The sequence below is a fragment of the Rickettsia endosymbiont of Ixodes scapularis genome (assembly GCF_000160735.1).
GTDB classification, from domain to species: Bacteria; Pseudomonadota; Alphaproteobacteria; order Rickettsiales; family Rickettsiaceae; genus Rickettsia; species Rickettsia tamurae.
Map to the genome: position 1 here is coordinate 278,218 of NZ_CM000770.1, position 25,479 is coordinate 303,696.

The following is a 25,479-nucleotide window of genomic DNA, read 5'->3' on the forward strand; positions in this document are numbered from 1 at the left end:
ATCAATGCTGGAGGCCATTCTAATGGTTATACAGCTCCAAATCCACTTGCTCAATCAGCACTAATATCTTCTACTATCACAAAATCTCAGATATCTTCTGATGCAATTGATTATGTAGAAGCACATGGTACTGGCACTGAACTTGGTGATCCAATAGAGATAAGAGCACTTAATCTAGCTTTTAATACTAATGTAAAAAATAAATGTGCTATAGGTTCTGTGAAGAGTAATATCGGTCATCTAGAGTCAGCTGCAGGAGTAGCAGGTATAATAAAGGTACTATATCAAATGTATAATGAAAAAATAGTTCCTACTTTAAATTCCAAAACACCAAATTCTTATATAAATTTCGATGACTCTCCTTTCTATTTGTCTCAAGAACAAATTGCATGGAACAAATCAGATATAAAAAATAGGATAGCAATGATAAGTTCATTTTGTGCAGGTGGAGCAAATGCCAATGCTATAATTGAGGAATTCAAAATTAATGAAATTTCAGATAAAATACCATATAAGCTATTTATTATATTAATCTCTGGTCACTCAATTGGAGCACTTCAAAGAAATATAGATGCCTTAAGAATTTGGCTTAAAGGCAAAAATGAAATTGATTTATATAGTATTACATATACCCTATCAGTTTGTAGGGAACATTATAAATACCGAAGATTTTTTATTGTTGAAAATAAAGAGCAGTTGATAAACAAATTATCAGAAAATTTATTTAATTTCACAATACCAGAATACTATGAAATGGAACAACAACAGGATTTTCAACTTGAATCTATTGAGCTACAATTACTTAATTTCAATGATCTACTAAAATTATATAAAAGGCTTGGAAAATTATATTTAGATTGTCACGAATTTGACTGGTCAAAAATATATTCAGTAAGGAAAATATCAGATTTACCTCCATATGAATTTGACGATTACATACACTGGATTGATCAGCCAAAATATGGGTTAGCTGATAAAGATAAATATTACCATCATCATATAGTAAATAATAAAAAACTTCTTCCTGCTGCTTATACTTTATCACTAGCCCAAAAAACAACTCAAGCTCAAGAATTATTAAATATATGTTGGTTAAAACCACTTGTAAATAATATAGAACATTATGAGTTTATTAATACAAAAAATAATTTTGTGATTTCTGATACTAACAAAAATGAATATTGTTCTGGAAGTGTTGGATTAAGTAATATAGAACAATATAATTTAAAGTTACACAAGATTTCTACTGAATTGCAAGATATCTCAATAATTGAGAAAGATGAAATTTATAAAAAGCTAGCTGAAAATGGTTATGCATATGGTGACAAGTATAGAAAACTACAATGGATTAAATACAATAATGATTGTGCTTTAGGAGCAATATATTGCAACCCATCTGAGATATTTAATATAGATCAATCAATAATAGATAGTGGACTATAGATACCTATTTTCCCATTAGCAAAAAGTATTAATCCTGAAAAAAATAAAATTATTGTTCCTTTCCACCTTAGTGGATTTATTTTACATAGTAATAAATTTGATAATCTTACTTTTTGTTTTTGGGAGCTTGATAAAAGAAACACTAATACAAGTATAGTCAAGTATAATATGCATTTTTTCAATCAAGATCAAAAACCATTGATTACATTATATGAAATGACATCAAAAATTATAGAAACTAATAATGAAGAGCAGTATAGTACTCCAAGTGTCAATAAAAAAGATGGCTCTGATAATGATATAAAAATATATGACTTTTAGTATGGGTAACCAAATATTGATATAATATCAGGGTTTAATAGTATAATGTGAAGTATCAGATGTTATGCAATTTATCTACTCCTCAACCAAAATAATTAATGTCCCCCTTCGGGGATAAGAAATCCCTCGCCTTCAGGCGAAGGGAAGATATAATGAAATTGCTTTAGCAATGAATTTATATCAAGAAACATGAGAAGTTATAGAAAGAATAGTCATAGTCAGTATGATTTAAAAGTACATCTTATATGGATACCAAAATATAGGAAGAGAGTATTGATAGGCAAAGTAGCGGAAAGGGCTAGAGATTTACTAAGGCAGATTTGTATGGAACATGAAGTATATATAATTTCAGGGAAAATATCATGTGATCACGTGCATATGTTTATCTCATATAAATCACAAATATCTCTTAGCAAGTTAGTACAGTATTTAAAAGGTAGTAGCTCAAGAATTTTATTGCAAGAATTTGCTCATTTAAGAAAACAATTTTGGGGCAATCATTTGTGGGCTAGGGGCTATATGGCGGTCAGTTCAGGTAATATAACTGATGAAATGATACAGCACTATATTGATGAACAGGAAGGTGAACCTGTGAATGATGATCGATTTCTAATCGATTCCACTTTATAACCCCTCAGCTTATAGCTGAGGGTTCTTTAGTTTATATATTATATTGATATTAATTAGTCCATCCACCAAAACTCTATAAGCCCTATAGATTAGGGGGTTTTAAGGCAAAAAGTAATAGTAAAATTCATAAGAAAATGAAAAGTTTTATATCAAAAGCTTATGGAAATACGAAAAAATGGCAATGAGAAAATTGAGTATGTTTTGGGAAATAGTATGTTTTTTGATACAAAAATTTGAAATTAGCCCTCAAAATCAAGTAATTTGCTCTATAAAATCGCACTATTTTTGGAAATTAGTGCCACAAGTGATATTTTTTTGAATTTTGGCGGACGGACTAATTATCATAATTCTTGATTATCAAAAATATTTTTGCCAGTTTTGGTCCATTGATCTTGGATACTCGGGTGTTGTATTAATTCTTTTTTCAAAGAAACAAAAGCTCCCAATAAACTATTAGTAGGTAAATCATCAAGTTTAGCTTTCACAACTAACCCACCCATGCTAATTAAATGGCGGGTATAGCTTAAGCAGGTAAGGTAGTTACTTTTTGTAATACGTGATAAGCAGCATCAAAAAAATATGTAAAGTTACTAGTATCTTTTCTAATTTGATGTTTAATTTTAAACCAATAATGTTCTATAGGATTAAGATCAGGACTGTAAGTAGGAAGGAATAAAATACTTGCCCCTACCGATTCAATTAATTCTTTTACCTTAGAGTTTTTATGAAAATTAATATTATCCATTACTACGACTTGTCCTGCCCTTAATTCTTTAATGAGTATATCCTTGACATACGTCTCAAAAATAGCTTTATTACAATTGCAGGGGGTGTCAGAAAGTTTGTGTAAGTTATAAAAATAGTTAAGAATAAAATTAATTAAAACAACTTACATGAGGCTAATATGAAGAATAAGAGTAAAGTATCAAATCCGACTATAGAAAAAGTAGTATCAGAAATACTATCACAAAGTGATCCATCTGAGATATTTGGCAAAGAAGGAATATTTCAGGAAATTAAAAAGCAGATAGTAAATAAGATTTTAGAAAAAGAAATGGAATCTCATATAGGTTATGAGAAGCATTCTAAGAATACCAAGGAGTCAGATAATAGACGTAATGGCAATTATGAAAAGACTCTAATAGATTCCGAGGGTCGTAAATTGATAGTAGAAGTGCCAAGGGATCGGGAAGGAGAATTTGAACCTCAACTAATTCCAAAAGGAGTAAGGAGATTTGAAGGATTTGATGATAAAGTAATATCTTTATATGCTAGGGGAATGACTATTCGAGAAATACAAGGGCACTTAGAAGAACTATATGCCACCAAAGTATCATCTGAGTTAATATCAAAGGTAACTGATGGCATTTTAGAGGAAGTTACTGCGTGGCAGAATAGAGCACTTGATAGTGTATATCCTATAATGTAGATTGTATTCATGTTAAGGCAAGAGACAATCATATAATAATAAATAAAGCAGTTTATCTAGCTATTGGCGTGAATATAGAAGGCAAGAAGGAACTATTAGGTATTTGGATAGGCAAGAATGAAGGATCTAAATTTTGGATGCAAGTAGTAACAGAACTGAAGAATCGTGGTGTAGAACAAATATATGTTGCGTGTGTTGATGGTCTTAAAGGTTTTCCAGAAGCAATAAATAGCGTTTTCCCAAAAACCACAGTACAACTGTGTATTGTTCATATGGTAAGAAACTCTGTAAAATACGTATCATATAAAGATTTAAAATTGGTAACAGCTGATTTAAAGGCAGTTTATTCTGCAATAAATGAAGCAGAGGGATTAAGAGAATTACAAAATTTTGCTAAAAAATGGGATGAAAAATATCCAGTTATTTTTGATATATGGCAGAGAAATTGGTCTGGAATAGCTCCGTTCTTTAGCTTTCCGGAAGACATTAGAAAGGCGATTTACACTACTAATGCTATTGAATCAACTAACCGTCAAATTCATAAAATTATAAAAAATAAGGGGGTATTTCCAGATGATAAATCGATTCAGAAAATAATCTTTTTAGCATTGACAAATGCTTCTAAAAAATGGACAATGCCTATTAAGAATTGGGCCATGGCTTTAAATCAATTTGCTATACTTTGTGATACTAATTTACAAAATTGGGCAAATGGAGAAATCGTACTTACACAAAAAATCTGACAGACCCTATTTAGGATATTAAATCCCAGAAAGTCAAACCCTTCCTTAATATGGAGTATCTTGGTCTTTTCCTCTGATAATGTTAATCCTCTGATATTTAACCAATCGTTAATTATCTTCTTTGCTTTAATACAAGAGCTTTCAGATTTTGCACAAACTATAAGGTGAGTAGACCGAAGGAACCTCCCCTTCAGTCTCTCGCAGAACGGTGCGTAAACCTCTCAGCTTACACCGCTCCCATTATCCAAACCTTGATCCAAGGCCTAACCTCCAATGAACAAATAGTCTAGGTTCACGCTTTCGCACACACCCTAACCAATTCCTTGCTCGTTTCTTATAACCTTGGAATCTTTTGTATTTCCTCATTACCCAACGTGTTAGAAAACGCTCCATATTACGTAAAAATGGATACATAGCCGATTTATAATATCGTCCATAATAATTTACCCATCCTTGTACATGTGCATTAAACATCCTCGCTAGGTCAGTAATAGTTTTATCACTTCGCAGATGTATTCTCCAACTCCTTATCTCCTTTCTGATACGGTTTGCAGCTTGCTTACTAATTGCAGGTGAAAAGTTAACAAAAGTTTTACCATATTTATTCATTGATAATCGTGGTCTAAATGTATAGCCAAGAAAATCAAAGCTTTCATACTCATAAGAGCCTCCTCGATCATCATCTTTACAATACACTATTTTTGTCTTTTCTGGGTGTAGTTCAAGACCACACTCTTTTAGTCTAATCTTAATCTCCTCCAGTACTTTCTTAGCCTGCTTTTGTGAACTGCAATGTGCTAAAATATCATCTGCAAAACGCTCAAACCTTACTTCCGGATAGTGCCTTCTCATCCAATTATCAAATGCATGATGCATGAAAATATTTGCCAACAAAGGACTCGCTACTCCTCCCTGAGGAGTACCAGACTGCCTTTCTATCAGTTCTCCACTCTCCAATTGTAAAGGGGCTTTAAGCCACCGCTCCACATAAAGATGGATCCACTTCTCCTCGCTATGAAATCTTATGGCTTTCATCATTAACTGATGATCCAAACTATCGAAGAAATTCTTGATGTCCAGATCAATACACCAATCTTGCTGCCAACATCGCTGCCTTGCTACTCCAACTGCATCCAATGCTGATTTCTTAGGACGATATCCATAAGAATCTTCATGAAATTTTGGCTCCACTAATTGCTCAAGCTGATCTTTAACCACTGCTTGTGCAATTCTATCTGCCACAGTTGGAATACCTAACAAGCGTTTGCTCCCATCTGATTTTGCTATTTCTACCGCCTTTACAGGTGGAGGAAAATATGTACCAGATGACATCCGGTTCCATAACTTATAAAGGTTATCCTTTAAGTTTAATGCAAAATCTTCAATTGATTCTTCATCAACCCCATAGGAACCTTTGTTCGCTTTAACTCTTTCCCAAGCTGCCATAATACTTTTATTGGAAATACAAAATGGTTTTGTTTTATTCAATTTAGCTCCTCCCAATTCTTATTAGTTGACTAATCAATAAAACGGATAACTCAACCCCTTTGCTCCACTGCCTTTCAACAGCTTCATCACTACTACGAGCCAATCCACCCCTATGTACTGCTTTGGTACTCAGATACTCGTGGGGCTTCCACTTGCATCGCTCCCTTTGCATCAATACACAAGTTCCCACGTTCCACATAAGAGCCTAAATCAAGTTCATGCCACCTCTATGCCGGAGACCACTTGACCAGTAAACAGGTTTCCGCCAAATTTATCCTGAGTTAACGACTACCCCTCAGTTTTGATCTCATCTATACGCTTTCGACACTTCAGCAGTGGTTTAATCGCTTCATCTCCTTAATTCTTACCTGATACCTTGCAAGATACCTTTTCTCTAACGCTCACCACCTTGGCTCTTTACCAACGCAGCTTAGAGTGGTTTGAAGCCTTTTCCTGTAAAACGGCTTCGGAAGGCCTACTTCCATCTCTTATATAGTTACGTACAAATTCAATTTACATTATATGGCTTCATGTAACTTCCTTTGCACTCGTGGCACACAATCATCGCAATAACGATAAAAACCTAACTACATTTTGTTCATTGGTTCTACACCTATCACTTCGAGACCGCTAGCTATAACTTTCTGTATGGCACTTGCAAGAGCAAGACGTGCTAGAGTTAATTCTTTATTGCTCTCAATTACAAATCTATAATCGCTATTTTCTTTACCGAAATTCCACATAGAATGAAATTTTGAAGCTAAATTTATTAAATAAAATGCGATGCGATGTGGTTCAAAATATTTTGTAGATGCTTCTAATGTTTTTGTCCACGCAGCTAAAAGTTTTATAATCTCAATTTCTTCTTCTGACGATAATAAAGATAAATCATACTTACTTGCTTCAAAGCTATTATAAGATTCCGGCATTAATTCTCTAGCTTTTGATAAAATAGATATCGTTCTCACATGAGCATATTGTACGTAAAAGATAGGATTTTCCCTTGATTGTTATGCAATAGAATGCCGTCTGGGATTAAAGCAGCTTCATGGTATAGAAGGATGCAAAGATTTATCTCTGAAATCTCAATATCATGGAGAGTATTACCTGTTATGTTAGTCATGATGACTGGGTTTGAGCAGGAGCAAAAATGGTTATTGTGTTTAGATAGAACGAATTGGAAACTTGCTTACTACATGACAATTTTTCATTTTATCATCTTTGGATATTGGAATATCAAGGACAACAGCTGTATCCAACGTACTAAACGTACTAATTGAGTAGAAATATTATACAAGATATTAACCAATGTATCTAATCCAACACGAAATATACTATTTTGCCTATAACCATGTTTTTTAATAACTATTGGTTTATCTAAAACTATAATCTCTCCAGTTTGATAAGCTAGGCAAAATGCAATAGACAATATTTGCATCAATGTATCTAATCGTAAATCATTAGTAATATGAGTTGCTTCACAGTTGAATCCTGCTGATTTAAAAGCTTTGAACATTGTTTCAATTTGCCATCTTTGAGCATATAATCTCAGCAGGATTTTTGATCTCATCACTATGTATTAAGACTGCAAGTTCACTCTTCTTATTTCTGATCCCTACTACATTAAATATTTCACCTTTTGTACCAATTCTACGTTGTGACAAACTCACATGCGATCCTATGGCTAGAGGGCGAAATAACTCTTGTATTTTAACCATTTTTCCCCTTGCATTACTGATATATTGTCTATTTTCTCTAACTCGAAAAACGTATCTTATTTGATTTGTTCTAAGCCAAGAGAGCCATTCCTTACCTATAAATTCTCTATCAGCGGTTAATGCTTCAATGCGGTCTTTGTCAAAAACTTCTAAAAAACACTCCATCAGATCAATACGCTCAATATAATCAGAGTTACCACACTTTTTATCACTTAGAAAATTCCAAAAAGGGGGATCGCTATACCATGAAAACTGACAGCTAAATATAAAATATTTATATGTCGTTTACCAAATTTCCAATTCGTTCTATCTAAACACAATACCCATTTTTGCTCCTGCTCAAACCCAGTCATCATGACTAACATAACAGGTAATACTCTCCATGATATTGAGATTTCAGAGATAAATCTTTGCATCCTTCTATACCATGAAGCTGCTTTAATCCCAGACGGCATTCTATTGCATAACAATGACATGTTTACTGTCCTGCTGTTAAGCATTGAAATGATAAATAATCCTAAACATTTTGCTCTTGATAAATTAAGCGAAATATGTTTTTGTAATAATTCGACTAGAGGGGCGGAATGATCTTTCATATGTAAACCAAGTTCTTTCCCCGTTATCATCATGAATTATCAGCAAAATTCAATCCTTTAGTCCTTACATCTCTAAAAATTGTCATGTAGTAAGATATTTACGATATTTTCTAAACAAAGATTCACTTTCGTTTAACCAATTTTAACTTTACCTTGCCCCTATTTCCCATCCAGATTAGTAATTTAGTTAGGCTTCTTATTGCGCTTAGCACAAGAACGTTACCAATCTTGCACCGCAATAATAGTAATTAGGTCTAAATGCAACCTAGCCGCAATATACTTGCAGACTTTAATTTAGTGCCATCGTGTCGCACTACGCAATATACTTGCAGACTTTAATTTAGTGCCATCGTGTCGCACTACGCAATATATAAACTATCGTTTATTGTGTGCTGATTTATTGCTGATTCAATGGATGATGAAAAACATTCATGCTAATGTAATGCAGGATTGTAATAATCATAAAAAGAATCATGGTAATACAGTTTGCAAGAATAGAAATAGTAAGTAGGAGTTCAGGAGGAAATGCTTGTTTGAAAGATGCTTATAATGCCAGGCTAATTATTAAAGATGAAAGAACTAACATTACTTATAATTTTAGCAAAAAAGGCGATAATGTTTATCATGCAGTATTATTGCCTAATTATGTAGATCAAAAATTCAAAGATCCTAGAATCTTGATGAATGAGGTAGAACGTCTAGAGACAAGAAAAAATAGTCAATTATTAAAAGATGTAGTTATAGCACTGCCTGATGATAAGGAATTAGATTTACAAGATAGGATTACCATTACTCACAAAATCATTGAGGAGATGGGGTGGGTAAAAAATGGTCTAGGAGTTCAAGTTGATATTCACAAGCCACATGATGGAGAGAAGAATTGGCATGCCCATCTGCTTGTTACTACCAGAAGATTCACAGAAGATGGTAAAGCCTTAGGAGCTAAGGCAGTAGATTTAAATAAATATTTTGCTCAGTTAGGTCTAGAAAATCGGGTAGATCCAATAAGTTTCGTGCCTCAGCAGCATGTTGGCCCTACTAGAATGCGAAGTATTATCAATGAAATAGCAGAGCAAAATAAAATATGTAAGCTAGCCCATCTTGAAATCATCAAAGGAGCAGATGGGATACTTGATCGCATGATTCGTCATCAAGCTATTTTTACTAAATTGGATCTAGAAAAAGCAGTAAAAGAGATTCCAGAAGAAGCAGCAAAGCAAAAACTAATAAGGGAGGTATTAAATTCAGATAGGCTGGTAAAACTATATAATGAAGATGGCACGGATACTAAATACTATACTACTAAAGATATACTGGATGAAGAATTAAGGATAGTTAGAATAGCAGATAAGGTAAATAGCCAGATTCATTTTAATAACGTTATTAAGCTTAAAAGTGATATCGCAAATATTACCAGTGTTAATGAAGCACAAAGAGCAAGCCTGCAACATATTTTAATTAATAGTCAAGGTATTAGAATCCTTCGAGGTAGAGCTGGCACCGGTAAGTCACAAGTACTTGCTGAAGTTTATAAAATTGCCACTAATCATGGGCAAAATGTTATAGGGCTTAGCCCTACTCATAAAGCAGCATCAGAGCTTAAAAGTAAAGGTTACCGGAAGTGTCATACAGTAAAAGGATTTTTATTTAAATTGTATAATGGTAAAGCTAATCTACCAAGAAATACTACGCTAGTAGTAGATGAAGCAGGGATGGTAGGTAATAGTGATTATTTAGAATTACTAAAAGTAGCAAGGAGTAATAATTGTAATCTGATATTGGCTGGAGATGAGAGACAACTCACTTCCGTTGAGCGAGGAGGAATGTTTACAGTATTGGCTAGTAAATTTGGCTCATATGAATTAAGTAACATTAGAAGACAAAGCAAGGCATGGGCAAGAGAAATGGCTTAATGCTTTGCAAAATCAGATATTGCTGGTGGCCTGCAATTACTAGAACAGCATAAATGTTTAAAGATTGATCATACGCTAGAAGAATCAATGGTAAGATTAATTAACGATTGGAGTAACAGCAAATTTGCTCTGAATGAGCGTTTAATAATTACCATGCGTAATGCTGAAGTAGATAGTATTAATCAAGGGATCAGGGAGTTACTAAAAGCTAAAGGCTTACTTACCGCTTACTTACCGGTAAAGAATATAGAGACTATATTTCATCTGAAAAGCATGAAGATTATATGGCAGGAGATCGTATTTTGTTTAAAAGTACAAATAAAGATTTACAAATAGAAAATGGTGAATTTGCAACGATAACTCTAGTCAGTAACGATAAGTTTGTTGCTAAAACAGATAGCGGGAAAGAAATAGAATTTAATCCTCAAGATGTAAGCTTTAAACATGGCTATGCTTCTACAGTGTATAAAGCACAAGGAGCCTCAATTAAAGATGTCTATGTATTACATAATTTAGCAGGAAATAGCAGAAATTCTTATGTAGCGATGACGAGGCACATAGAAGAGGTAAAACTCTACTATAATAAGGACAGTACAAGAAATATAGCAAGTTTAATATCACAACTTAACAAAATAGATAATAGGCTATCTAGCATTAATTTTAAAACTTTAGAAGAATTAGTAGCGATTCAAGATCAAGAAAATAAGAGTCCTAATATTATAGATAAAGTAGGTAATTGGTTTAAAGGGGTAGTAGAAGATATTAAGGATAGATTACATAGTAATGATAACTATTACCACTTAAGAGTGAAGTTAGAGCCACCTGCTAAAGTAGCAGAGATCCTAGGAAGTACTAGCACAAATCTTGCCACAAGCCATAAAGTCCAAGAAGAGCGGACACGCTCTTCTTATAACCTCAAGAATTGTAATAAACAGGATACAACAATAAGTATCAAGTTACAAGAGGATATTATGGCAAAGAAAAAAATAGATTATAATGCTATTAATAAACAAGAAGCAGTAGAATTAAAGCAAAGATTATCATTTAAAGCAGAAGAAATAGGAAGAAATTTACTAGGTAGTCCAAATAAGCATTTATCAAATAGCCAGTTACTCCGCTGGGAGAAAGATGGTAAGATAGCGATGAAGATAAATGGCAGTAAAGTTGGCATATGGTATGATTTTAGTAAAGAAGAGGGAGGAGATTTATTTACTTTAGTACAACGAGAAAAAAATTGTGATTTTGTAGAAGCTAAGAAATATTTACAAGATATGGTTAGTATATCAACCAAAGTAGATGAAGCTCTAGCAGTAAATTTATCAACAAACAAAAAGCGGCAAATTAAGACTCAAACAGAGCAAGAATCTGAAATGGCAAAAATTAAGAGGGCAGAAATATTATATGAAAAATCAGATTCTATAAAATATTCTATGCCTAATAATGTAGCAACAAGATATTTATCAGAACATCGTGGAATTGAAAAAATATTAACAGGATATCAATTAAGTAACGATCTTAGAACCAATATGATGTGGGATAGTAATAGCAAACAATATTATCCTGCATTAATTGCTTTTGCTAGAAATAAAGATGGTAATATTACTGGTGGACAATCAATTTATTTAAACAAAGACACAAATAATAAAGCTAATATTGAGGTTAATAAACGTTCATTTGGTAGAATCAGAGGTTCTTTTGTTGAGATTAATAAAAATAACGAACAGCAGAACGTACAAAGCAGTAAAGATGGCAATAATTCAGTTAGTAATATAACGATTATAGCAGAAGGGGTAGAGACAGCTTTAAGCATTGCAGAAGCTGGTATTAAGGGCAAAATTCTTTGTAGTTTAGGTGTAAGTAACATTAGGAACTATGAGCCTATCAAAGGAGAAAGAATAATAATTGCTGCCGATAATGATGGCAAAGACGCAGTATCAGTTAATACTGTAATTAAGGCTCAGGAAGAATTAATTAGGCAAGGAGCGACGGTAGCAATAATACGACCACCAGAAAAAGGCGATTTTAACGATATGTTAAAATCCCAAGGGGTAGAATCTATAGACAAGCTTATAGAGCCTGAAATAATAAAATTAACAGCAGCTAGCAATGCAATAGAACTTAAATCATCATTGAAAACAAATGATAATAGAAAATCACAATTTCAGTCTATAGAATTACTATTTTCAAAATTTGCAAATAACGATAATAACGAACTAAATAATTTGCAGCAACAGCAAATAACAGCTCTAGCAAAGTTTGGCACAGAAGAAAATATCAATACCGCAATACAAATCTACAGAGAAAAAGGTATAGATTCTTGTATGCTCTACAGTAACAAGATTTGCATAGCAGCAATAGAGCAGAAGATAAAGAAAGATTTACAAATTATGCAGAATAAATTTGATCCTAATTATAATCTTGGTGATAAAAGATTTTGTGATATAGTAGTACATGATTTTCAAGGCAAAAGTCATCTCGTTCCTGAAGATTACTTAAATACTATAGGAAGGGATAAACAAGTAATGCAGTATATAAGTCCAAGCTCAGAAATAGCTAAAGAAATAAAAAGTGCAGTAAAGCAAGTATCTGAGGTAAAGCTTAGTCAAGGAATAAGAGTTTAGAGTATAGTGTAATAATATTTATCAAGTTTAAAAAATGTAAATATATGAGTGAACAAGGAAACCTGCTTGGTGATCCAGATAAAGGCACGAAGAAAGCTAAGCATGATAAGATATTTCGTAAGGCACTCGAGAATCCTCTAGTCGCCCATGAGTTCTTTAATGCACATTTGCCCCCAAATATTAAAAGTTTAATAGATTTTCCTAGTTTAGCAATGGAAAACACCACTTTTGTAGAAAGCTCTTTAAAAGATTCTATCTCTGATGTTTTATTCTCATGCAAATTTGATAAACAAGATGGATATTTATTTTTGCTTGTCGAGCATCAATCAAAAGCAGATCATTTTATGGCTTTTAGGCTATTTAAATATATGATTAATATTTGTGAGCGATATTTAATACAAAATCCTAAAGCTAAGACTTTACCATTGGTATACCCAATGATATTTTACAATAGTCAGGCGAAATACAATGTTTCAAGGAATTTGTGGGATTTATTTGCCAATAACAAATTAGCAAAAGAATTATGGATTAATGATTACCAGTTAGTGAATGTCCATGAAATTCCTGATGAAGAGTTTAAACAAAGGATATGGTCAGGGATATTAGAATTTTTTCTCAAGCATATACATGAGAGGGAGTTATTAAAGAGATGGCAAGAAATATCAGATATACTGCCGGAATTAACCAAAATAACTATAGGATATGATTATTTAGAAATGATATTATATTATACATTGACGAAGATAGAGCAAGCTGATAAAATAAAACTAGAGAATTTATTATCAACAAAGTTAAATCCAGAAATAGGAACAAGGCTTATGAGAAGTTTAGCACAACATTGGCAACAAGAAGGGAAAGAAATAGGTATTCTTGAAGGCTTACAAGTTGGTGAAGCTAAAGGTATCCAAATTGGAAAAGCTGAAGGTATCCAAATTGGTGAAGCTAAAGGTATCCAAATTGGTGAAGCTAAAGGTATCCAGATTGGAAAAGCTGAAGGAAAAGCTGAAGGGGAATATAATAAAGCAGTAGAGATAGCAAAAAAAATGTTAGCTCAAGGTTGCAATATTTCTTTAATTTCTAGTGTAACTGGTCTTGATGAAGCTTTTATTAGTTCTTTAGAGTAAACATATTTCTTGTAAAATTTACTCTGCTGTTTGAAAAATCATTTATAAAAATTCTGAAATAACAAAAAAAATTTTATACACAGCTTACCTCTAAAACTCGTAATACTAAATTAGCGATTTAAAGGGGTATTATAATAGGATTTTTCTTTATAAGGTAATCCCCCCTATCAAACAATCGAAATCTTTTAAAAATACCATTAAAATGGCTTTTATGTTTTTAGATTTAAATCAAGTTTGTAAATTCATTGGTAATTTAGTAATTGGGAAATTACCCGCAAGTTTTACATAACAGATAAGATCTTCTAGATTCATGATTTCAGAAGGCATTACTAATAATTTTCTTTTCTCTAAGCTGTGCATATTTACTCCATCACGCATGGAGTTAGCACCATAAGAGAGATTCTCTTGAGTTTCAATAATTTCTTGCTCACCAAGCATTAAAGCTGATTTATGTGCTGTCTGCTGATCACTCACTCGAAAAATAAATTTACTGCCAAATAAATCAAGCATTGAAGCTGCTCCTGCATGGCCATATATCTCCTCATCTCCTCTAATTGATGAATATTCTGCATGCCTGTAACAACGCAGCCACCATATTTCCTGCTTTCAGCTAAAGCTATAGGGAGTGAAGATATCTTTTGTAAAGCTGGCAGCTCATCAATTACAAACCACATATTACTATGAGTATTATGAATACTAGTTATAAATAACCAACCTTTGTCCGCAGTAAACCACTTTCTAATACTACCATCAGGCTTTAAATGTTGCAGAGCTGCAATATTTTTACTAATAGTTGCTTGAATACCGGACGAAGTCTCAGGTGCACTACTGCTAATGATACCGGACATTGCACTATTCTTAAAACTTTTTGCAAATTCTTTATTATTTGCATAAAGAATAGTATTTACAAGCTTTTTGATGTCTTTACTATCCTGATATAATCTTAATCCTTCAGCTAATACTAGCTCAGCACTTTTAGCAAAAAAATCATCTAATTTTGGATTATAATTACTAAAACTACTGGCTATATCATTATAATCCCAAATTTCATGACAATCATTCCACGGTAGCCAATGCTCTGTACCATCTTGCAAAGGATTCAACAATTTATCACATTTGGGATCAAAAAATCGATCAGTAGAGCTACCTGTTAAATCAACAATAATTGCTCTACCTCGCTCTTTTCTAATCTGAGGTAATAGCTCATTTAACATATTAGTTTTACCACTACCAGTAGTACCGGTAATAAGAATATGTCTTCTTTCACTATTTTTTACCAACGGTAATCCAGAAAAGCAAATATTAGCAGCTTGTTTGTTTTTATAAAGCATTTTTGCTAAAATACCTGCTTCTACAAAATTTGCTCCCCTGATCTTATCTTGGATAACAGCTTTTTTACCTCGATACATAAAAAAGATGATAGCAGTAAATATTCCCACAGTAAACGTAATAATACCTTCTTGCCAAGCTGAGTGCAATAAAAATTGCTCAAATTGATTGATATTATGCGAATGCGGTGTAACATGCCAAAATTTATGCACAAATTCTTCAGCATTACGATAAACCCAAGCTTTTTGCTCTAAATAATAGAATTGAATACCTATTTGATCTATAGGATAAAAATGTTCTCCTATAGCAAGTTTTAACCCTACATATCTCTCTATAATAAAATAATATAAACTTACTAAGGATAATTTCTGATATGTACGCCACATTAGCCAAACTACAGTAAATATTAATCCAATAGTTAAAGCATTAATACTGCCTTGCCCAAGCATTCTCATCTGATGAGCAAAAATTTGTGAACCACGAGTAAAATTATTTTGATTTTGTGGTTGCATAGAATTACAAATTATTTTTTAGTATTTGTAATTTTTCTTCAAATTCATTAGCCATCAAATTATTTCCTACTGTTCTTAAAGCTTTAATTATTGCTTCATATTCTGTTATAAGATTAGGTTTGTATTTAAAAGCTAAGTTAAAATTTTCTTTAGCTTCTTTGTGTTTACCTAAATTAACTAAGACAATACCTTTTTCTAAGTAACTTTCAGCATAATCAGATTTATGCTTAATAGCTAAGTCGTAGCTGTGAATGGCTTCTTGGTATTTACCTAATTTTCTCAAAGATGTGCCTTTGTCACAATATGCTGCTGCATCGCTTGGCTTGTAATTAATTGCTAAATCATAATTTTAAATGTCCCCCTTCGGGGATAAGAAATCCCTCGCCTTCAGGCGAAGGGAAGATATAATGAAATTGCTTTAGCAATGAATTTATATCAAGAAACATGAGAAGTTATAGAAAGAATAGTCATAGTCAGTATGATTTAAAAGTACATCTTATATGGATACCAAAATATAGGAAGAGAGTATTGATAGGCAAAGTAGCGGAAAGGGCTAGAGATTTACTAAGGCAGATTTGTATGGAACATGAAGTATATATAATTTCAGGGAAAATATCATGTGATCACGTGCATATGTTTATCTCATATAAATCACAAATATCTCTTAGCAAGTTAGTACAGTATTTAAAAGGTAGTAGCTCAAGAATTTTATTGCAAGAATTTGCTCATTTAAGAAAACAATTTTGGGGCAATCATTTGTGGGCTAGGGGCTATATGGCGGTCAGTTCAGGTAATATAACTGATGAAATGATACAGCACTATATTGATGAACAGGAAGGTGAACCTGTGAATGATGATCGATTTCTAATCGATTCCACTTTATAACCCCTCAGCTTATAGCTGAGGGTTCTTTAGTTCTTTATTAAAAGCTGCCTTAATTAAAGGAGTTACCTGCCTGCAGGTTTTAAAAGAAATAGCAGAATTACTTGGATCCTTATAATAAATACCAAAATTATTCGGCATATTTTGCTCGATAAAAGCAATGATGTCACTAGCTCTTTGTGCTTCGGCTTTTTTACCTAAAATATTACCAATTATATAAGGTTTCATAAAACATTGTCTTAAAAATTCTTTTGTATTGGTCAAAGTTACCGGATCCTCTATTTGAATGTCCTTGATTTTACCAATAGCTTTTGCTCCAAACATAATCCCATTCTTCCTGCTTGATAACCCTTCATCAGGTGGAAGTAAATGCTTTTCGAGCGTCTCTGATAAAGAGTAACTTATTTTTGATGATATAGAAGTAAAAAACGCAACAGCTACTGGGATATTATCAATTTTCACAGGAGCTTGCATTGATATTTCATCTTTGAGCCACACATTTGCTTTTGGAGCAAATAAAAAGATAAAAATAAATAGAGATGGAAAAAATCACTCCATAGCAAAAATACCAATATTGCCTCTAAAAATTTCCTAGGGGTGTCAGAAAGTTTGTGTAAGTTATAAAAATAGTTAAGAATAAAATTAATTAAAACAACTTACATGAGGCTAATATGAAGAATAAGAGTAAAGTATCAAATCCGACTATAGAAAAAGTAGTATCAGAAATACTATCACAAAGTGATCCATCTGAGATATTTGGCAAAGAAGGAATATTTCAGGAAATTAAAAAGCAGATAGTAAATAAGATTTTAGAAAAAGAAATGGAATCTCATATAGGTTATGAGAAGCATTCTAAGAATACCAAGGAGTCAGATAATAGACGTAATGGCAATTATGAAAAGACTCTAATAGATTCCGAGGGTCGTAAATTGATAGTAGAAGTGCCAAGGGATCGGGAAGGAGAATTTGAACCTCAACTAATTCCAAAAGGAGTAAGGAGATTTGAAGGATTTGATGATAAAGTAATATCTTTATATGCTAGGGGAATGACTATTCGAGAAATACAAGGGCACTTAGAAGAACTATATGCCACCAAAGTATCATCTGAGTTAATATCAAAGGTAACTGATGGCATTTTAGAGGAAGTTACTGCGTGGCAGAATAGAGCACTTGATAGTGTATATCCTATAATGTAGATTGTATTCATGTTAAGGCAAGAGACAATCATATAATAATAAATAAAGCAGTTTATCTAGCTATTGGCGTGAATATAGAAGGCAAGAAGGAACTATTAGGTATTTGGATAGGCAAGAATGAAGGATCTAAATTTTGGATGCAAGTAGTAACAGAACTGAAGAATCGTGGTGTAGAACAAATATATGTTGCGTGTGTTGATGGTCTTAAAGGTTTTCCAGAAGCAATAAATAGCATTTTCCCAAAAACCACAGTACAACTGTGTATTGTTCATATGGTAAGAAACTCTGTAAAATACGTATCATATAAAGATTTAAAATTGGTAACAGCTGATTTAAAGGCAGTTTATTCTGCAATAAATGAAGCAGAGGGATTAAGAGAATTACAAAATTTTGCTAAAAAATGGGATGAAAAATATCCAGTTATTTTTGATATATGGCAGAGAAATTGGTCTGGAATAGCTCCGTTCTTTAGCTTTCCGGAAGACATTAGAAAGGCGATTTACACTACTAATGCTATTGAATCAACTAACCGTCAAATTCATAAAATTATAAAAAATAAGGGGGTATTTCCAGATGATAAATCGATTCAGAAAATAATCTTTTTAGCATTGACAAATGCTTCTAAAAAATGGACAATGCCTATTAAGAATTGGGCCATGGCTTTAAATCAATTTGCTATACTTTGTGATACTAATTTACAAAATTGGGCAAATGGAGAAATCGTACTTACACAAAAAATCTGACAGACCCCGATTCCACTTTATAACCCCTCAGCTTATAGCTGAGGGTTGTTTAGTTTTCTTGCCTGCATCATATCCTCTAGACCCCCTTTTTGGGTATTCTTAACAGATTGACTATCTATAATACCTACAGTAGGAGTCGATTGCTTACTTGCTTTCTCCCTTACTTTCTGGACTAACCCTATGATGAACGAACATTAGAATTCCCCATGACGAATATTAAAATTCCCCATTTTTGAGTAAAAAATATTGTCTAAAGTATTACATTATTATCCTCCGATTTTATAGTTAATTTTTTGCCTTTCGCTGTAGTGATTCTATGACTTTCAGTATTTAGTTTAAGAATTGAAGAATGGTGAACCAATCTGCCAATAGCTGCTGACGTAGTCATTTCATCTTTAAAAATAGTATTCCATTTTGCAAAAACTAAATTGCTAGTAATTAATACACTACTCATTTTCATAACGTTCAGGTAATAAGGTAAATAAAACATCAGTTTCTTCACGATTATATGGTACATATGATATATCATCAATTATCAATATTTCAAAATAATCGAATTTTTTAATAATTTGCTTAAGTTTTAAACTAAGTTTTGCTTCTAGTAATTGTTGAACCAAATTAGCTGCTGTTGTATATAATACACGCCTACCAGCAAGACACCACTCACGTGCTAAACCTATACTAAGATGACTTTTGCCAGTGCCAGGATTACCAAAAATAAGTATATTTTCATAGCGATCCATAAATTCTCCTTGTGCAAGATATTGGATCTTAGTTGACGATAATCCTGGGATACTCTTAATATCAAAGTTGCTTAATAACTTATCTCGAGAGAGTTTTGCTTGCTTCAGCAATCTGGCAATACGTTGCTGATGTCTATGTTCTAACTCACGTATGGCTAACTCCTGTAGTAATCTATATATGTTTTCTTTTCTTGCTCAAAGCTTTCTGCAACTGATTTGTAGCATGATGCAAAAGTAGGTAAGCAAAGGTTCTTGAGTAAATTATTTAGCGGTTGCAGAGTTATTATCTGTTTACTCATGCGACCTCCATTGTTTTAAAGCAATGTAATTGATCATATTCAGACAGTATTGGTTGATTAATTTTTACTGAACAAACAGTTTTAGTCTGACTATTTAGTAAATCTGTAATATGATCAATTATTGGCTCAATCTTCTCTTCTAATAGCACTTCTAATGCAGCAACTACATTCAATTCTCCATACATTTTTGCTAATTGTAATATTTTAAGATATATTTTATGCCCTTTATATGGATATATAGATATAAGCTGGTCATATACCTGACGAAATATAGCACGTGGGAATAAAGCTTCATAATATTGATATCGGACAAATGCTCTAGGTTTACGTACTAAACTATCAATAATATGTCTATAATCAATAACATAGCCATTGCTGATTCTAGACATTTTTTGTAAACATTTGTTACCATAGTAAAGCTCTATTTCTTCAGAATAAATATAAGCTTTTAAAGTATAACCTATTAAGCGACTAGGCACAAATAAGCTACAGATAAAATACTAACTGTACTGCTTGGGTTAACACGTACTGATAATATTGTAGGTGCATTCCATTTCCTGATTGGTAACTCTTTTAAATAAACTAATTCTTCAGCTAATTTTTCTTTTCTACAGCTATTGCGCTTTTCTTTAATTTGTGTAAGGAATAATTCATAAGCTTTTAAATCAACAAAATTACGTGATCCACGTAATAGCAAATGTTGTTTCACTGCTTGCTTAAATGTATCATGACTTTTTTCAACAGAACCATTTTCATGACTAACACCGGGATTATTTCGCGATGGTGCAACATCGTAATAACCAAGCAATTCTTGCCATTTTTCTGTAAATTGTCTACTATTACCACATTGCTTGGTAGCTGCACTTAAATTATCTGTACGATGCTCTGGTAAAACTCCACCTAACTCCCATACAGCTTTTTCAAACCCTGATGCTAATGTATCAAAACTTTCACTATGGCATATGCTGAAAGTTTCCCAACATGAATAAGGCAACATAAAATGAAATAGTAAGTGAGGATATGGTTTCCCACCAATACAAATACCCAATTGATTCATATTGCTCCAATCAGACTGGCTTTGTTTGCCAGGAAGAATATTTTGTAAAAAGATTACTGGCTTATCCTTACCATGTTCAGCTCTCCATTGTTTCAACCTTTTCTGCAAACAGCGTAATTGCTTTCCATTATAATTCCCATGATACTTTTCTGTCAAATATCTTACTACATGACAATTTTTAGAGATGTAAGGACTAAAGGATTGAATTTTGCTGATAATTCATGATGATAACGGGGAAAGAACTTGGTTTACATATGAAAGATCATTCCGCCCCTCTAGTCGAATTATTACAAAAACATATTTCGCTTAATTTATCAAGAGCAAAATGTTTAGGATTATTTATCATTTCAATGCTTAACAGCAGGACAGTAAACATGTCATTGTTATGCAATAGAATGCCGTCTGGGATTAAAGCAGCTTCATGGTATAGAAGGATGCAAAGATTTATCTCTGAAATCTCAATATCATGGAGAGTATTACCTGTTATGTTAGTCATGATGACTGGGTTTGAGCAGGAGCAAAAATGGGTATTGTGTTTAGATAGAACGAATTGGAAATTTGGTAAACGACATATAAATATTTTATATTTAGCTGTCAGTTTTCATGGTATAGCGATCCCCCTTTTTGGAATTTTCTAAGTGATAAAAAGTGTGGTAACTCTGATTATATTGAGCGTATTGATCTGATGGAGTGTTTTTTAGAAGTTTTTGACAAAAACCGCATTGAAGCATTAACCGCTGATAGAGAATTTATAGGTAAGGAATGGCTCTCTTGGCTTAGAACAAATCAAATAAGATACGTTTTTCGAGTTAGAGAAAATAGACAATATATCAGTAATGCAAGGGGAAAAATGGTTAAAATACAAGAGTTATTTCGCCCTCTAGCCATAGGATCGCATGTGAGTTTGTCACAACGTAGAATTGGTACAAAAGGTGAAATATTTAATGTAGTAGGGATCAGAAATAAGAAGAGTGAACTTGCAGTCTTAATACATAGTGATGAGATCAAAAATCCTGCTGAGATTATATGCTCAAAGATGGCAAATTGAAACAATGTTCAAAGCTTTTAAATCAGCAGGATTCAACTGTGAAGCAACTCATATTACTAATGATTTACGATTAGATACATTGATGCAAATATTGTCTATTGCATTTTGCCTAGCTTATCAAACTGGAGAGATTATAGTTTTAGATAAACCAATAGTTATTAAAAAACATGGTTATAGGCAAAATAGTATATTTCGTGTTGGATTAGATACATTGGTTAATATCTTGTATAATATTTCTACTCAATTAGTACGTTGGATACAGCTGTTGTCCTTGATATTCCAATATCCAAAGATGATAAAATGAAAAATTGTCATGTAGTAAGCAAATTTCCAATTCGTTCTATCTAAACACAATACCCATTTTTGCTCCTGCTCAAACCCAGTCATCATGACTAACATAACAGGTAATACTCTCCATGATATTGAGATTTCAGAGATAAATCTTTGCATCCTTCTATACCATGAAGCTGCTTTAATCCCAGACGGCATTCTATTGCATAACAATGACATGTTTACTGTCCTGCTGTTAAGCATTGAAATGATAAATAATCCTAAACATTTTGCTCTTGATAAATTAAGCGAAATATGTTTTTGTAATAATTCGACTAGAGGGGCGGAATGATCTTTCATATGTAAACCAAGTTCTTTCCCCGTTATCATCATGAATTATCAGCAAAATTCAATCCTTTAGTCCTTACATCTCTAAAAATTGTCATGTAGTAAGGTTTTTGTTATAAAATGTACTTAAAACTGCATAAATTTTTAGTAAATTGTCTTTTTTGACTATAACTATTAAATTGTAAAACTTGTCACACCTCTTACAAACCTTGAAAGGATAAGCATTATAGCATATTCATTAACCATAATTTAGGCATCTTAATACGAAACTCGCGTTAAAAGATTTGTTGCATGGCTCAAAAAATGCGTTCGATGTCATTCCCGCGAAAGCGGGAATGATACAAAACGAGCAATGCAATAAAACCACAACTAAAAGGAGTATGGCAATCTAGAAAAAGTAATAAAAAATTCTATAAATTAGTATTAATAACATTCAATTTCAGCTAATGTTATACTTTCAGTACCTGATAATTTATAACAATCATTACTAGTAGAGTTAGGAATTTGTAAGTCAAATAATAGTGTTTTTTCTTCTTTATACGGATCAATTAAGTAAGAATTTATAATATCTGTAACTATTGGCGATAAGTAGGTTGTTGTTTCAGTAAGCTTATCAATAGCATTCTGTCCGTCTTTTAATATTTTATCGACTAGTTTTGTATCTTTATAAAAAGTATTTACGGCACCTATTAAGGTTGTTGATATCTCATATATAATAATACCGTTTTTAATTATATTGGTTATATTAGAGTCTAATTTTGCTGTTTTAGAAAAAATTAAAGAAATAACAGTAGGATATTTATTAAATACATTAGGTAGTTCTAAAAAATTACTTACGGCTGAATAGGCAGAATTTGTTGCTTCTGAAAAACAATTAAATGCTTTGTAGATGTTTTTATAATTGTTATTGCTCATAAACTTACCTCTTTTTTATATAGATAATTATCATGTTTCGTGGTAATTACAATATTATACTACTAAATTAAGAAGTGTCAATATTAAAAAATTATATTTCTTCCTAGAGGATATCAGTAAATAAATTTTAACCAATAATTTAATTCTTTTTTGCTGCAAATTATAAGATTTTTGAAGGAATAGAGTCCCTATTTAAAAATCTTATAATTTGCAGCAAAAAAGAACTAAAGAACCCTCAGCTATAAGCTGAGGGGTTATAAAGTGGAATCGATTAGAAATCGATCATCATTCACAGGTTCACCTTCCTGTTCATCAATATAGTGCTGTATCATTTCATCAGTTATATTACCTGAACTGACCGCCATATAGCCCCTAGCCCACAAATGATTGCCCCAAAATTGTTTTCTTAAATGAGCAAATTCTTGCAATAAAATTCTTGAGCTACTACCTTTTAAATACTGTACTAACTTGCTAAGAGATATTTGTGATTTATATGAGATAAACATATGCACGTGATCACATGATATTTTCCCTGAAATTATATATACTTCATGTTCCATACAAATCTGCCTTAGTAAATCTCTAGCCCTTTCCGCTACTTTGCCTATCAATACTCTCTTCCTATATTTTGGTATCCATATAAGATGTACTTTTAAATCATACTGACTATGACTATTCTTTCTATAACTTCTCATGTTTCTTGATATAAATTCATTGCTAAAGCAATTTCATTATATCTTCCCTTCGCCTGAAGGCGAGGGATTTCTTATCCCCGAAGGGGGACATTAAAAAATCTTATAATTTGCAGCAAAAAAGAATTAAATTATTGGTTAAAATTTATTTACTGATATCCTCTAGACTCCATCTAGCTTTTGGACAAAAATTCAAAGGAGTAAATAACTTATTATTGTAACGCTCAAGTCCTGCATATGCAATCATTGCAGCATTATCGGTGCATAAGTGGATAGGTGGATAAATAAGACGATAATCATATGTTTTAGCACAACTACTTAATATTTCTTGTAAATATTTATTAGCAGCGACACCACCAGCAATTACTATATTTTTCTTATCGCAATTATTTATTACTTGCTCATATGCTCTAATAGCATGCTGTACCTTACTACCTAGAATTTCTCCTATGGTAAATTGAAAACTTGCCGCTATATCATTAATTACGTCATCATTTAGAAAGCTTGATACAAGCAAATTTTGCGACTTTCGCCTGTGCTCACGTACTTTTGTACGCTGCGCAGGCTCTTTCTTAAATTCATCTTGTCTGAAGCTTTCTAAATGATGACGGTCTTTATAATCAATTCCCTTTAAATTCATTATTAAAGTACGTACGGCAGTTTTAAGTCCTGAAAATGACATATTACAATTACCGCTGTTAATTATAGGTTTTGGAAATTTATATTTATGAGGATCGCCAAGTTTTGCTCTTTTCTCAATTTCAGGTCCTCCGGGAAAAGCTAAGTTTAGCATTTTTGCTATTTTGTCAAAGGCTTCGCCTACAGCATCATCTATAGTAGATCCTAGGATTTTATATTTTCCGAGTCCTAAAACTGCTACAAATTGGCAATGTCCACCCGAAGCTAACAAGAGTAAATAAGGATAAGGAATATTATCGGTTAGTCTTGCAGTTAAGGCATGACCTTCTAGATGATTAATTGCAATAAATGGTTTTTTTAAAGCACTGCTTAGCAACCTTGCAAACATTGAGCCAACTATAACACCGCCGATTAAACCTGGACCGGAAGTTGCTGCAATTGCACTAATTTCCGTTAATTTAGTATTGCTTTCTTTTAAAACGCTTTTTAATGCCTTATCTAGATTCGATAAATGAGAACGTGCAGCAATTTCAGGTACTACCCCTCCAAAAACTGCATGTTCTGTATTTTGTGAAATGATTATATTAGATAAGATTTCTCGGTTTTCGGTGATTATAGAAACAGCTGTATCATCACAGCTTGATTCTATACCTAAAATTTTTATCATTCAAATTGAAACTAATTAGAGGCGTTATTAAGTAAAAAATGATAGTTTGCGTCATTGCGAGAAAGTGTTGCCCACTTGGATACCAATGTCATTCCCGCCTACGCGGGAATGAC

23 protein-coding genes and 9 pseudogenes are annotated in these 25,479 nt (G+C 32.6%); 13 read left to right on the forward strand and 19 right to left on the reverse strand.

The window, feature by feature from the left end:
- The gene (locus tag REIS_RS15050) at positions 1-1,443 is read left to right on the forward strand and encodes a ketoacyl-synthetase C-terminal extension domain-containing protein (RefSeq protein WP_233466353.1); all 1,443 of its coding nucleotides are present in this window, start codon (positions 1-3) and stop codon (positions 1,441-1,443) included.
- A 510-nt stretch (positions 1,444-1,953) separates the two neighbouring features.
- Positions 1,954-2,394, forward strand: a complete 441-nt coding sequence (gene tnpA, locus REIS_RS01415; RefSeq protein ID WP_008579210.1) for an IS200/IS605 family transposase — start codon at positions 1,954-1,956, stop codon at positions 2,392-2,394.
- A gap of 341 nt (positions 2,395-2,735) precedes the next feature.
- On the opposite strand, the gene REIS_RS01420 is transcribed toward tnpA (REIS_RS01415), so the two are convergent.
- Entirely contained in the window at positions 2,736-2,948 is a 213-nt protein-coding gene (locus tag REIS_RS01420) for a conjugal transfer protein TraD (RefSeq protein ID WP_256377133.1), read from the reverse strand.
- A pseudogene (locus tag REIS_RS01425) lies at positions 2,918-3,217 on the reverse strand (transposase); the annotation flags it as partial. The gene REIS_RS01420 and the pseudogene REIS_RS01425, both read right to left, overlap by 31 nt.
- Before the next feature lie 81 nt (positions 3,218-3,298).
- Here REIS_RS01425 and REIS_RS10780 point away from each other — a divergent pair.
- Positions 3,299-4,566: pseudogene (locus REIS_RS10780) on the forward strand (IS256 family transposase).
- 240 nt (positions 4,567-4,806) lie between these two features.
- On the opposite strand, the gene ltrA reads toward REIS_RS10780, so the two are convergent.
- Together ltrA and REIS_RS01450 are read right to left on the reverse strand one after the other, a co-directional pair.
- Positions 4,807-6,054 (reverse strand): group II intron reverse transcriptase/maturase, encoded by a 1,248-nt coding sequence (gene ltrA / locus REIS_RS01440; RefSeq protein ID WP_037214589.1) that lies wholly within the window; start codon positions 6,052-6,054, stop codon positions 4,807-4,809.
- Between the two features lie 587 nt (positions 6,055-6,641).
- Positions 6,642-7,064 (reverse strand): annotated as a pseudogene (locus REIS_RS01450) (DALR anticodon-binding domain-containing protein); the annotation flags it as partial.
- On the opposite strand from REIS_RS01450, the pseudogene REIS_RS11965 reads away from it, so the two are divergent.
- Positions 7,062-7,334: pseudogene (locus REIS_RS11965) on the forward strand (transposase); the annotation flags it as partial. The pseudogenes REIS_RS01450 and REIS_RS11965 sit on opposite strands and share 3 nt — an antisense overlap.
- Here the strand turns inward: REIS_RS11965 and REIS_RS15340 are convergent.
- Genes REIS_RS15340 through REIS_RS01460 form a run of 3 tightly spaced genes read right to left on the reverse strand, consistent with a single transcriptional unit; the run spans position 7,262 to position 8,401 of the window.
- On the reverse strand, positions 7,262-7,570 hold the full coding sequence (locus tag REIS_RS15340) for a hypothetical protein (RefSeq protein ID WP_008579475.1): 309 nt from the start codon (positions 7,568-7,570) through the stop codon (positions 7,262-7,264). The pseudogene REIS_RS11965 and the gene REIS_RS15340 sit on opposite strands and share 73 nt — an antisense overlap.
- 4 nt (positions 7,571-7,574) lie before the next feature.
- Positions 7,575-7,937 (reverse strand): transposase, encoded by a 363-nt coding sequence (locus tag REIS_RS15345; protein WP_008579477.1) that lies wholly within the window; start codon positions 7,935-7,937, stop codon positions 7,575-7,577.
- Between the two features lie 47 nt (positions 7,938-7,984).
- Entirely contained in the window at positions 7,985-8,401 is a 417-nt protein-coding gene (locus tag REIS_RS01460; RefSeq protein ID WP_008579269.1) for a hypothetical protein, read from the reverse strand.
- A 440-nt stretch (positions 8,402-8,841) separates the two neighbouring features.
- Here REIS_RS01460 and REIS_RS16830 point away from each other — a divergent pair, with 440 nt between their 5' ends.
- The 4 genes from REIS_RS16830 to REIS_RS01470 all read left to right on the forward strand — a co-directional run bounded on the left by REIS_RS16830 (position 8,842) and on the right by REIS_RS01470 (position 14,026).
- Positions 8,842-10,281: an AAA family ATPase gene (locus REIS_RS16830; RefSeq protein ID WP_371256113.1), complete on the forward strand. Its 1,440-nt coding sequence runs from the start codon at positions 8,842-8,844 to the stop codon at positions 10,279-10,281.
- Positions 10,282-10,368: 87 nt separating this feature from the next.
- Entirely contained in the window at positions 10,369-10,617 is a 249-nt protein-coding gene (locus REIS_RS16835) for a hypothetical protein (protein WP_371256047.1), read from the forward strand.
- Positions 10,566-12,902: a toprim domain-containing protein gene (locus REIS_RS16840; protein ID WP_371256046.1), complete on the forward strand. Its 2,337-nt coding sequence runs from the start codon at positions 10,566-10,568 to the stop codon at positions 12,900-12,902. The genes REIS_RS16835 and REIS_RS16840 overlap by 52 nt, the downstream gene beginning before the upstream one ends.
- 44 nt (positions 12,903-12,946) lie before the next feature.
- The gene (locus REIS_RS01470; RefSeq protein ID WP_008579478.1) at positions 12,947-14,026 is read left to right on the forward strand and encodes an Rpn family recombination-promoting nuclease/putative transposase; all 1,080 of its coding nucleotides are present in this window, start codon (positions 12,947-12,949) and stop codon (positions 14,024-14,026) included.
- 228 nt (positions 14,027-14,254) lie between these two features.
- Here REIS_RS01470 and REIS_RS01475 read toward each other — a convergent pair.
- Positions 14,255-15,867: pseudogene (locus REIS_RS01475) on the reverse strand (type IV secretion system DNA-binding domain-containing protein).
- Between the two features lie 4 nt (positions 15,868-15,871).
- Positions 15,872-16,216: pseudogene (locus tag REIS_RS01480) on the reverse strand (tetratricopeptide repeat protein); the annotation flags it as partial.
- Between the two features lie 95 nt (positions 16,217-16,311).
- Here REIS_RS01480 and tnpA (REIS_RS01485) point away from each other — a divergent pair.
- Positions 16,312-16,752 carry an IS200/IS605 family transposase gene (gene tnpA, locus REIS_RS01485; RefSeq protein WP_008579210.1) on the forward strand — a complete coding sequence of 147 codons (441 nt, stop codon included), beginning with the start codon at positions 16,312-16,314 and terminating at the stop codon, positions 16,750-16,752.
- A gap of 21 nt (positions 16,753-16,773) precedes the next feature.
- Here tnpA (REIS_RS01485) and REIS_RS01490 read toward each other — a convergent pair.
- Positions 16,774-17,337, reverse strand: a pseudogene (locus tag REIS_RS01490) (conjugal transfer protein TraG N-terminal domain-containing protein); the annotation flags it as partial.
- 83 nt (positions 17,338-17,420) lie between these two features.
- On the opposite strand from REIS_RS01490, the pseudogene REIS_RS10790 reads away from it, so the two are divergent.
- Positions 17,421-18,688, forward strand: a pseudogene (locus REIS_RS10790) (IS256 family transposase).
- Between the two features lie 48 nt (positions 18,689-18,736).
- Here the strand turns inward: REIS_RS10790 and REIS_RS15350 are convergent.
- The 5 genes and pseudogenes from REIS_RS15350 to REIS_RS10810 all read right to left on the reverse strand — a co-directional run.
- Positions 18,737-18,864, reverse strand: a pseudogene (locus tag REIS_RS15350) (IS5/IS1182 family transposase); the annotation flags it as partial.
- A 74-nt stretch (positions 18,865-18,938) separates the two neighbouring features.
- The gene (locus REIS_RS10795; RefSeq protein WP_008579483.1) at positions 18,939-19,142 is read right to left on the reverse strand and encodes an ATP-binding protein; all 204 of its coding nucleotides are present in this window, start codon (positions 19,140-19,142) and stop codon (positions 18,939-18,941) included.
- Entirely contained in the window at positions 19,135-19,611 is a 477-nt protein-coding gene (locus REIS_RS10800; RefSeq protein WP_371256149.1) for an ATP-binding protein, read from the reverse strand. Before REIS_RS10800 ends, REIS_RS10795 begins: the two co-directional genes overlap by 8 nt.
- Positions 19,612-19,726: 115 nt before the next feature.
- Entirely contained in the window at positions 19,727-20,209 is a 483-nt protein-coding gene (locus REIS_RS10805) for a hypothetical protein (RefSeq protein WP_008579485.1), read from the reverse strand.
- Entirely contained in the window at positions 20,194-20,883 is a 690-nt protein-coding gene (locus tag REIS_RS10810) for a DDE-type integrase/transposase/recombinase (RefSeq protein ID WP_050755334.1), read from the reverse strand. Before REIS_RS10810 ends, REIS_RS10805 begins: the two co-directional genes overlap by 16 nt.
- A 125-nt stretch (positions 20,884-21,008) precedes the next feature.
- On the opposite strand from REIS_RS10810, the gene REIS_RS01515 reads away from it, so the two are divergent.
- Genes REIS_RS01515 through REIS_RS16330 form a run of 3 tightly spaced genes read left to right on the forward strand, consistent with a single transcriptional unit; the run spans position 21,009 to position 22,139 of the window.
- Positions 21,009-21,425, forward strand: a complete 417-nt coding sequence (locus REIS_RS01515) for a hypothetical protein (protein WP_008579269.1) — start codon at positions 21,009-21,011, stop codon at positions 21,423-21,425.
- A 47-nt stretch (positions 21,426-21,472) separates the two neighbouring features.
- On the forward strand, positions 21,473-21,835 hold the full coding sequence (locus REIS_RS16325) for a transposase (RefSeq protein ID WP_008579487.1): 363 nt from the start codon (positions 21,473-21,475) through the stop codon (positions 21,833-21,835).
- A 4-nt stretch (positions 21,836-21,839) separates the two neighbouring features.
- Positions 21,840-22,139: a hypothetical protein gene (locus REIS_RS16330; protein WP_008579488.1), complete on the forward strand. Its 300-nt coding sequence runs from the start codon at positions 21,840-21,842 to the stop codon at positions 22,137-22,139.
- Here the strand turns inward: REIS_RS16330 and REIS_RS11970 are convergent.
- The 4 genes from REIS_RS11970 to tsaD form a co-directional block, all read right to left on the reverse strand.
- A complete protein-coding gene (locus REIS_RS11970) occupies positions 22,076-22,498 on the reverse strand; it encodes a hypothetical protein (protein ID WP_008579489.1) in 423 nt (140 codons plus the stop codon). The two genes, REIS_RS16330 and REIS_RS11970, sit on opposite strands and share 64 nt — an antisense overlap.
- Before the next feature lie 378 nt (positions 22,499-22,876).
- Positions 22,877-23,368 (reverse strand): DUF5424 family protein, encoded by a 492-nt coding sequence (locus REIS_RS01530; protein ID WP_008579490.1) that lies wholly within the window; start codon positions 23,366-23,368, stop codon positions 22,877-22,879.
- A gap of 254 nt (positions 23,369-23,622) precedes the next feature.
- Complete coding sequence (tnpA, locus tag REIS_RS01535; RefSeq protein ID WP_008579210.1) at positions 23,623-24,063, reverse strand: IS200/IS605 family transposase; 441 nt, start codon at positions 24,061-24,063, stop codon at positions 23,623-23,625.
- A 142-nt stretch (positions 24,064-24,205) separates the two neighbouring features.
- Positions 24,206-25,366, reverse strand: coding sequence for a tRNA (adenosine(37)-N6)-threonylcarbamoyltransferase complex transferase subunit TsaD (gene tsaD, locus REIS_RS01540; RefSeq protein WP_008579491.1), 1,161 nt, complete (start codon positions 25,364-25,366; stop codon positions 24,206-24,208).
- Between the last annotated feature and the right edge of the window lie 113 nt (positions 25,367-25,479).

Bases quoted from the DNA above. Each gene is read 5' to 3' on its own strand.
- tnpA (WP_008579210.1), top strand. From the start codon at position 1,954: ATGAGAAGTTATAGAAAGAATAGTCATAGTCAGTATGATTTAAAAGTA.
- REIS_RS15340 (WP_008579475.1), bottom strand. From the start codon at position 7,570: ATGTTCAAAGCTTTTAAATCAGCAGGATTCAACTGTGAAGCAACTCAT.
- REIS_RS15345 (WP_008579477.1), bottom strand. From the start codon at position 7,937: ATGGAGTGTTTTTTAGAAGTTTTTGACAAAGACCGCATTGAAGCATTA.
- REIS_RS01460 (WP_008579269.1), bottom strand. From the start codon at position 8,401: ATGATGATAACGGGGAAAGAACTTGGTTTACATATGAAAGATCATTCC.
- REIS_RS16830 (WP_371256113.1), top strand. From the start codon at position 8,842: ATGGTAATACAGTTTGCAAGAATAGAAATAGTAAGTAGGAGTTCAGGA.
- REIS_RS16835 (WP_371256047.1), top strand. From the start codon at position 10,369: ATGGTAAGATTAATTAACGATTGGAGTAACAGCAAATTTGCTCTGAAT.
- REIS_RS16840 (WP_371256046.1), top strand. From the start codon at position 10,566: ATGGCAGGAGATCGTATTTTGTTTAAAAGTACAAATAAAGATTTACAA.
- REIS_RS01470 (WP_008579478.1), top strand. From the start codon at position 12,947: ATGAGTGAACAAGGAAACCTGCTTGGTGATCCAGATAAAGGCACGAAG.
- tnpA (WP_008579210.1), top strand. From the start codon at position 16,312: ATGAGAAGTTATAGAAAGAATAGTCATAGTCAGTATGATTTAAAAGTA.
- REIS_RS10795 (WP_008579483.1), bottom strand. From the start codon at position 19,142: ATGAGTAGTGTATTAATTACTAGCAATTTAGTTTTTGCAAAATGGAAT.
- REIS_RS01515 (WP_008579269.1), top strand. From the start codon at position 21,009: ATGATGATAACGGGGAAAGAACTTGGTTTACATATGAAAGATCATTCC.
- REIS_RS16325 (WP_008579487.1), top strand. From the start codon at position 21,473: ATGGAGTGTTTTTTAGAAGTTTTTGACAAAAACCGCATTGAAGCATTA.
- REIS_RS16330 (WP_008579488.1), top strand. From the start codon at position 21,840: ATGTTCAAAGCTTTTAAATCAGCAGGATTCAACTGTGAAGCAACTCAT.
- REIS_RS11970 (WP_008579489.1), bottom strand. From the start codon at position 22,498: ATGATGATAACGGGGAAAGAACTTGGTTTACATATGAAAGATCATTCC.
- REIS_RS01530 (WP_008579490.1), bottom strand. From the start codon at position 23,368: ATGAGCAATAACAATTATAAAAACATCTACAAAGCATTTAATTGTTTT.
- tnpA (WP_008579210.1), bottom strand. From the start codon at position 24,063: ATGAGAAGTTATAGAAAGAATAGTCATAGTCAGTATGATTTAAAAGTA.
- tsaD (WP_008579491.1), bottom strand. From the start codon at position 25,366: ATGATAAAAATTTTAGGTATAGAATCAAGCTGTGATGATACAGCTGTT.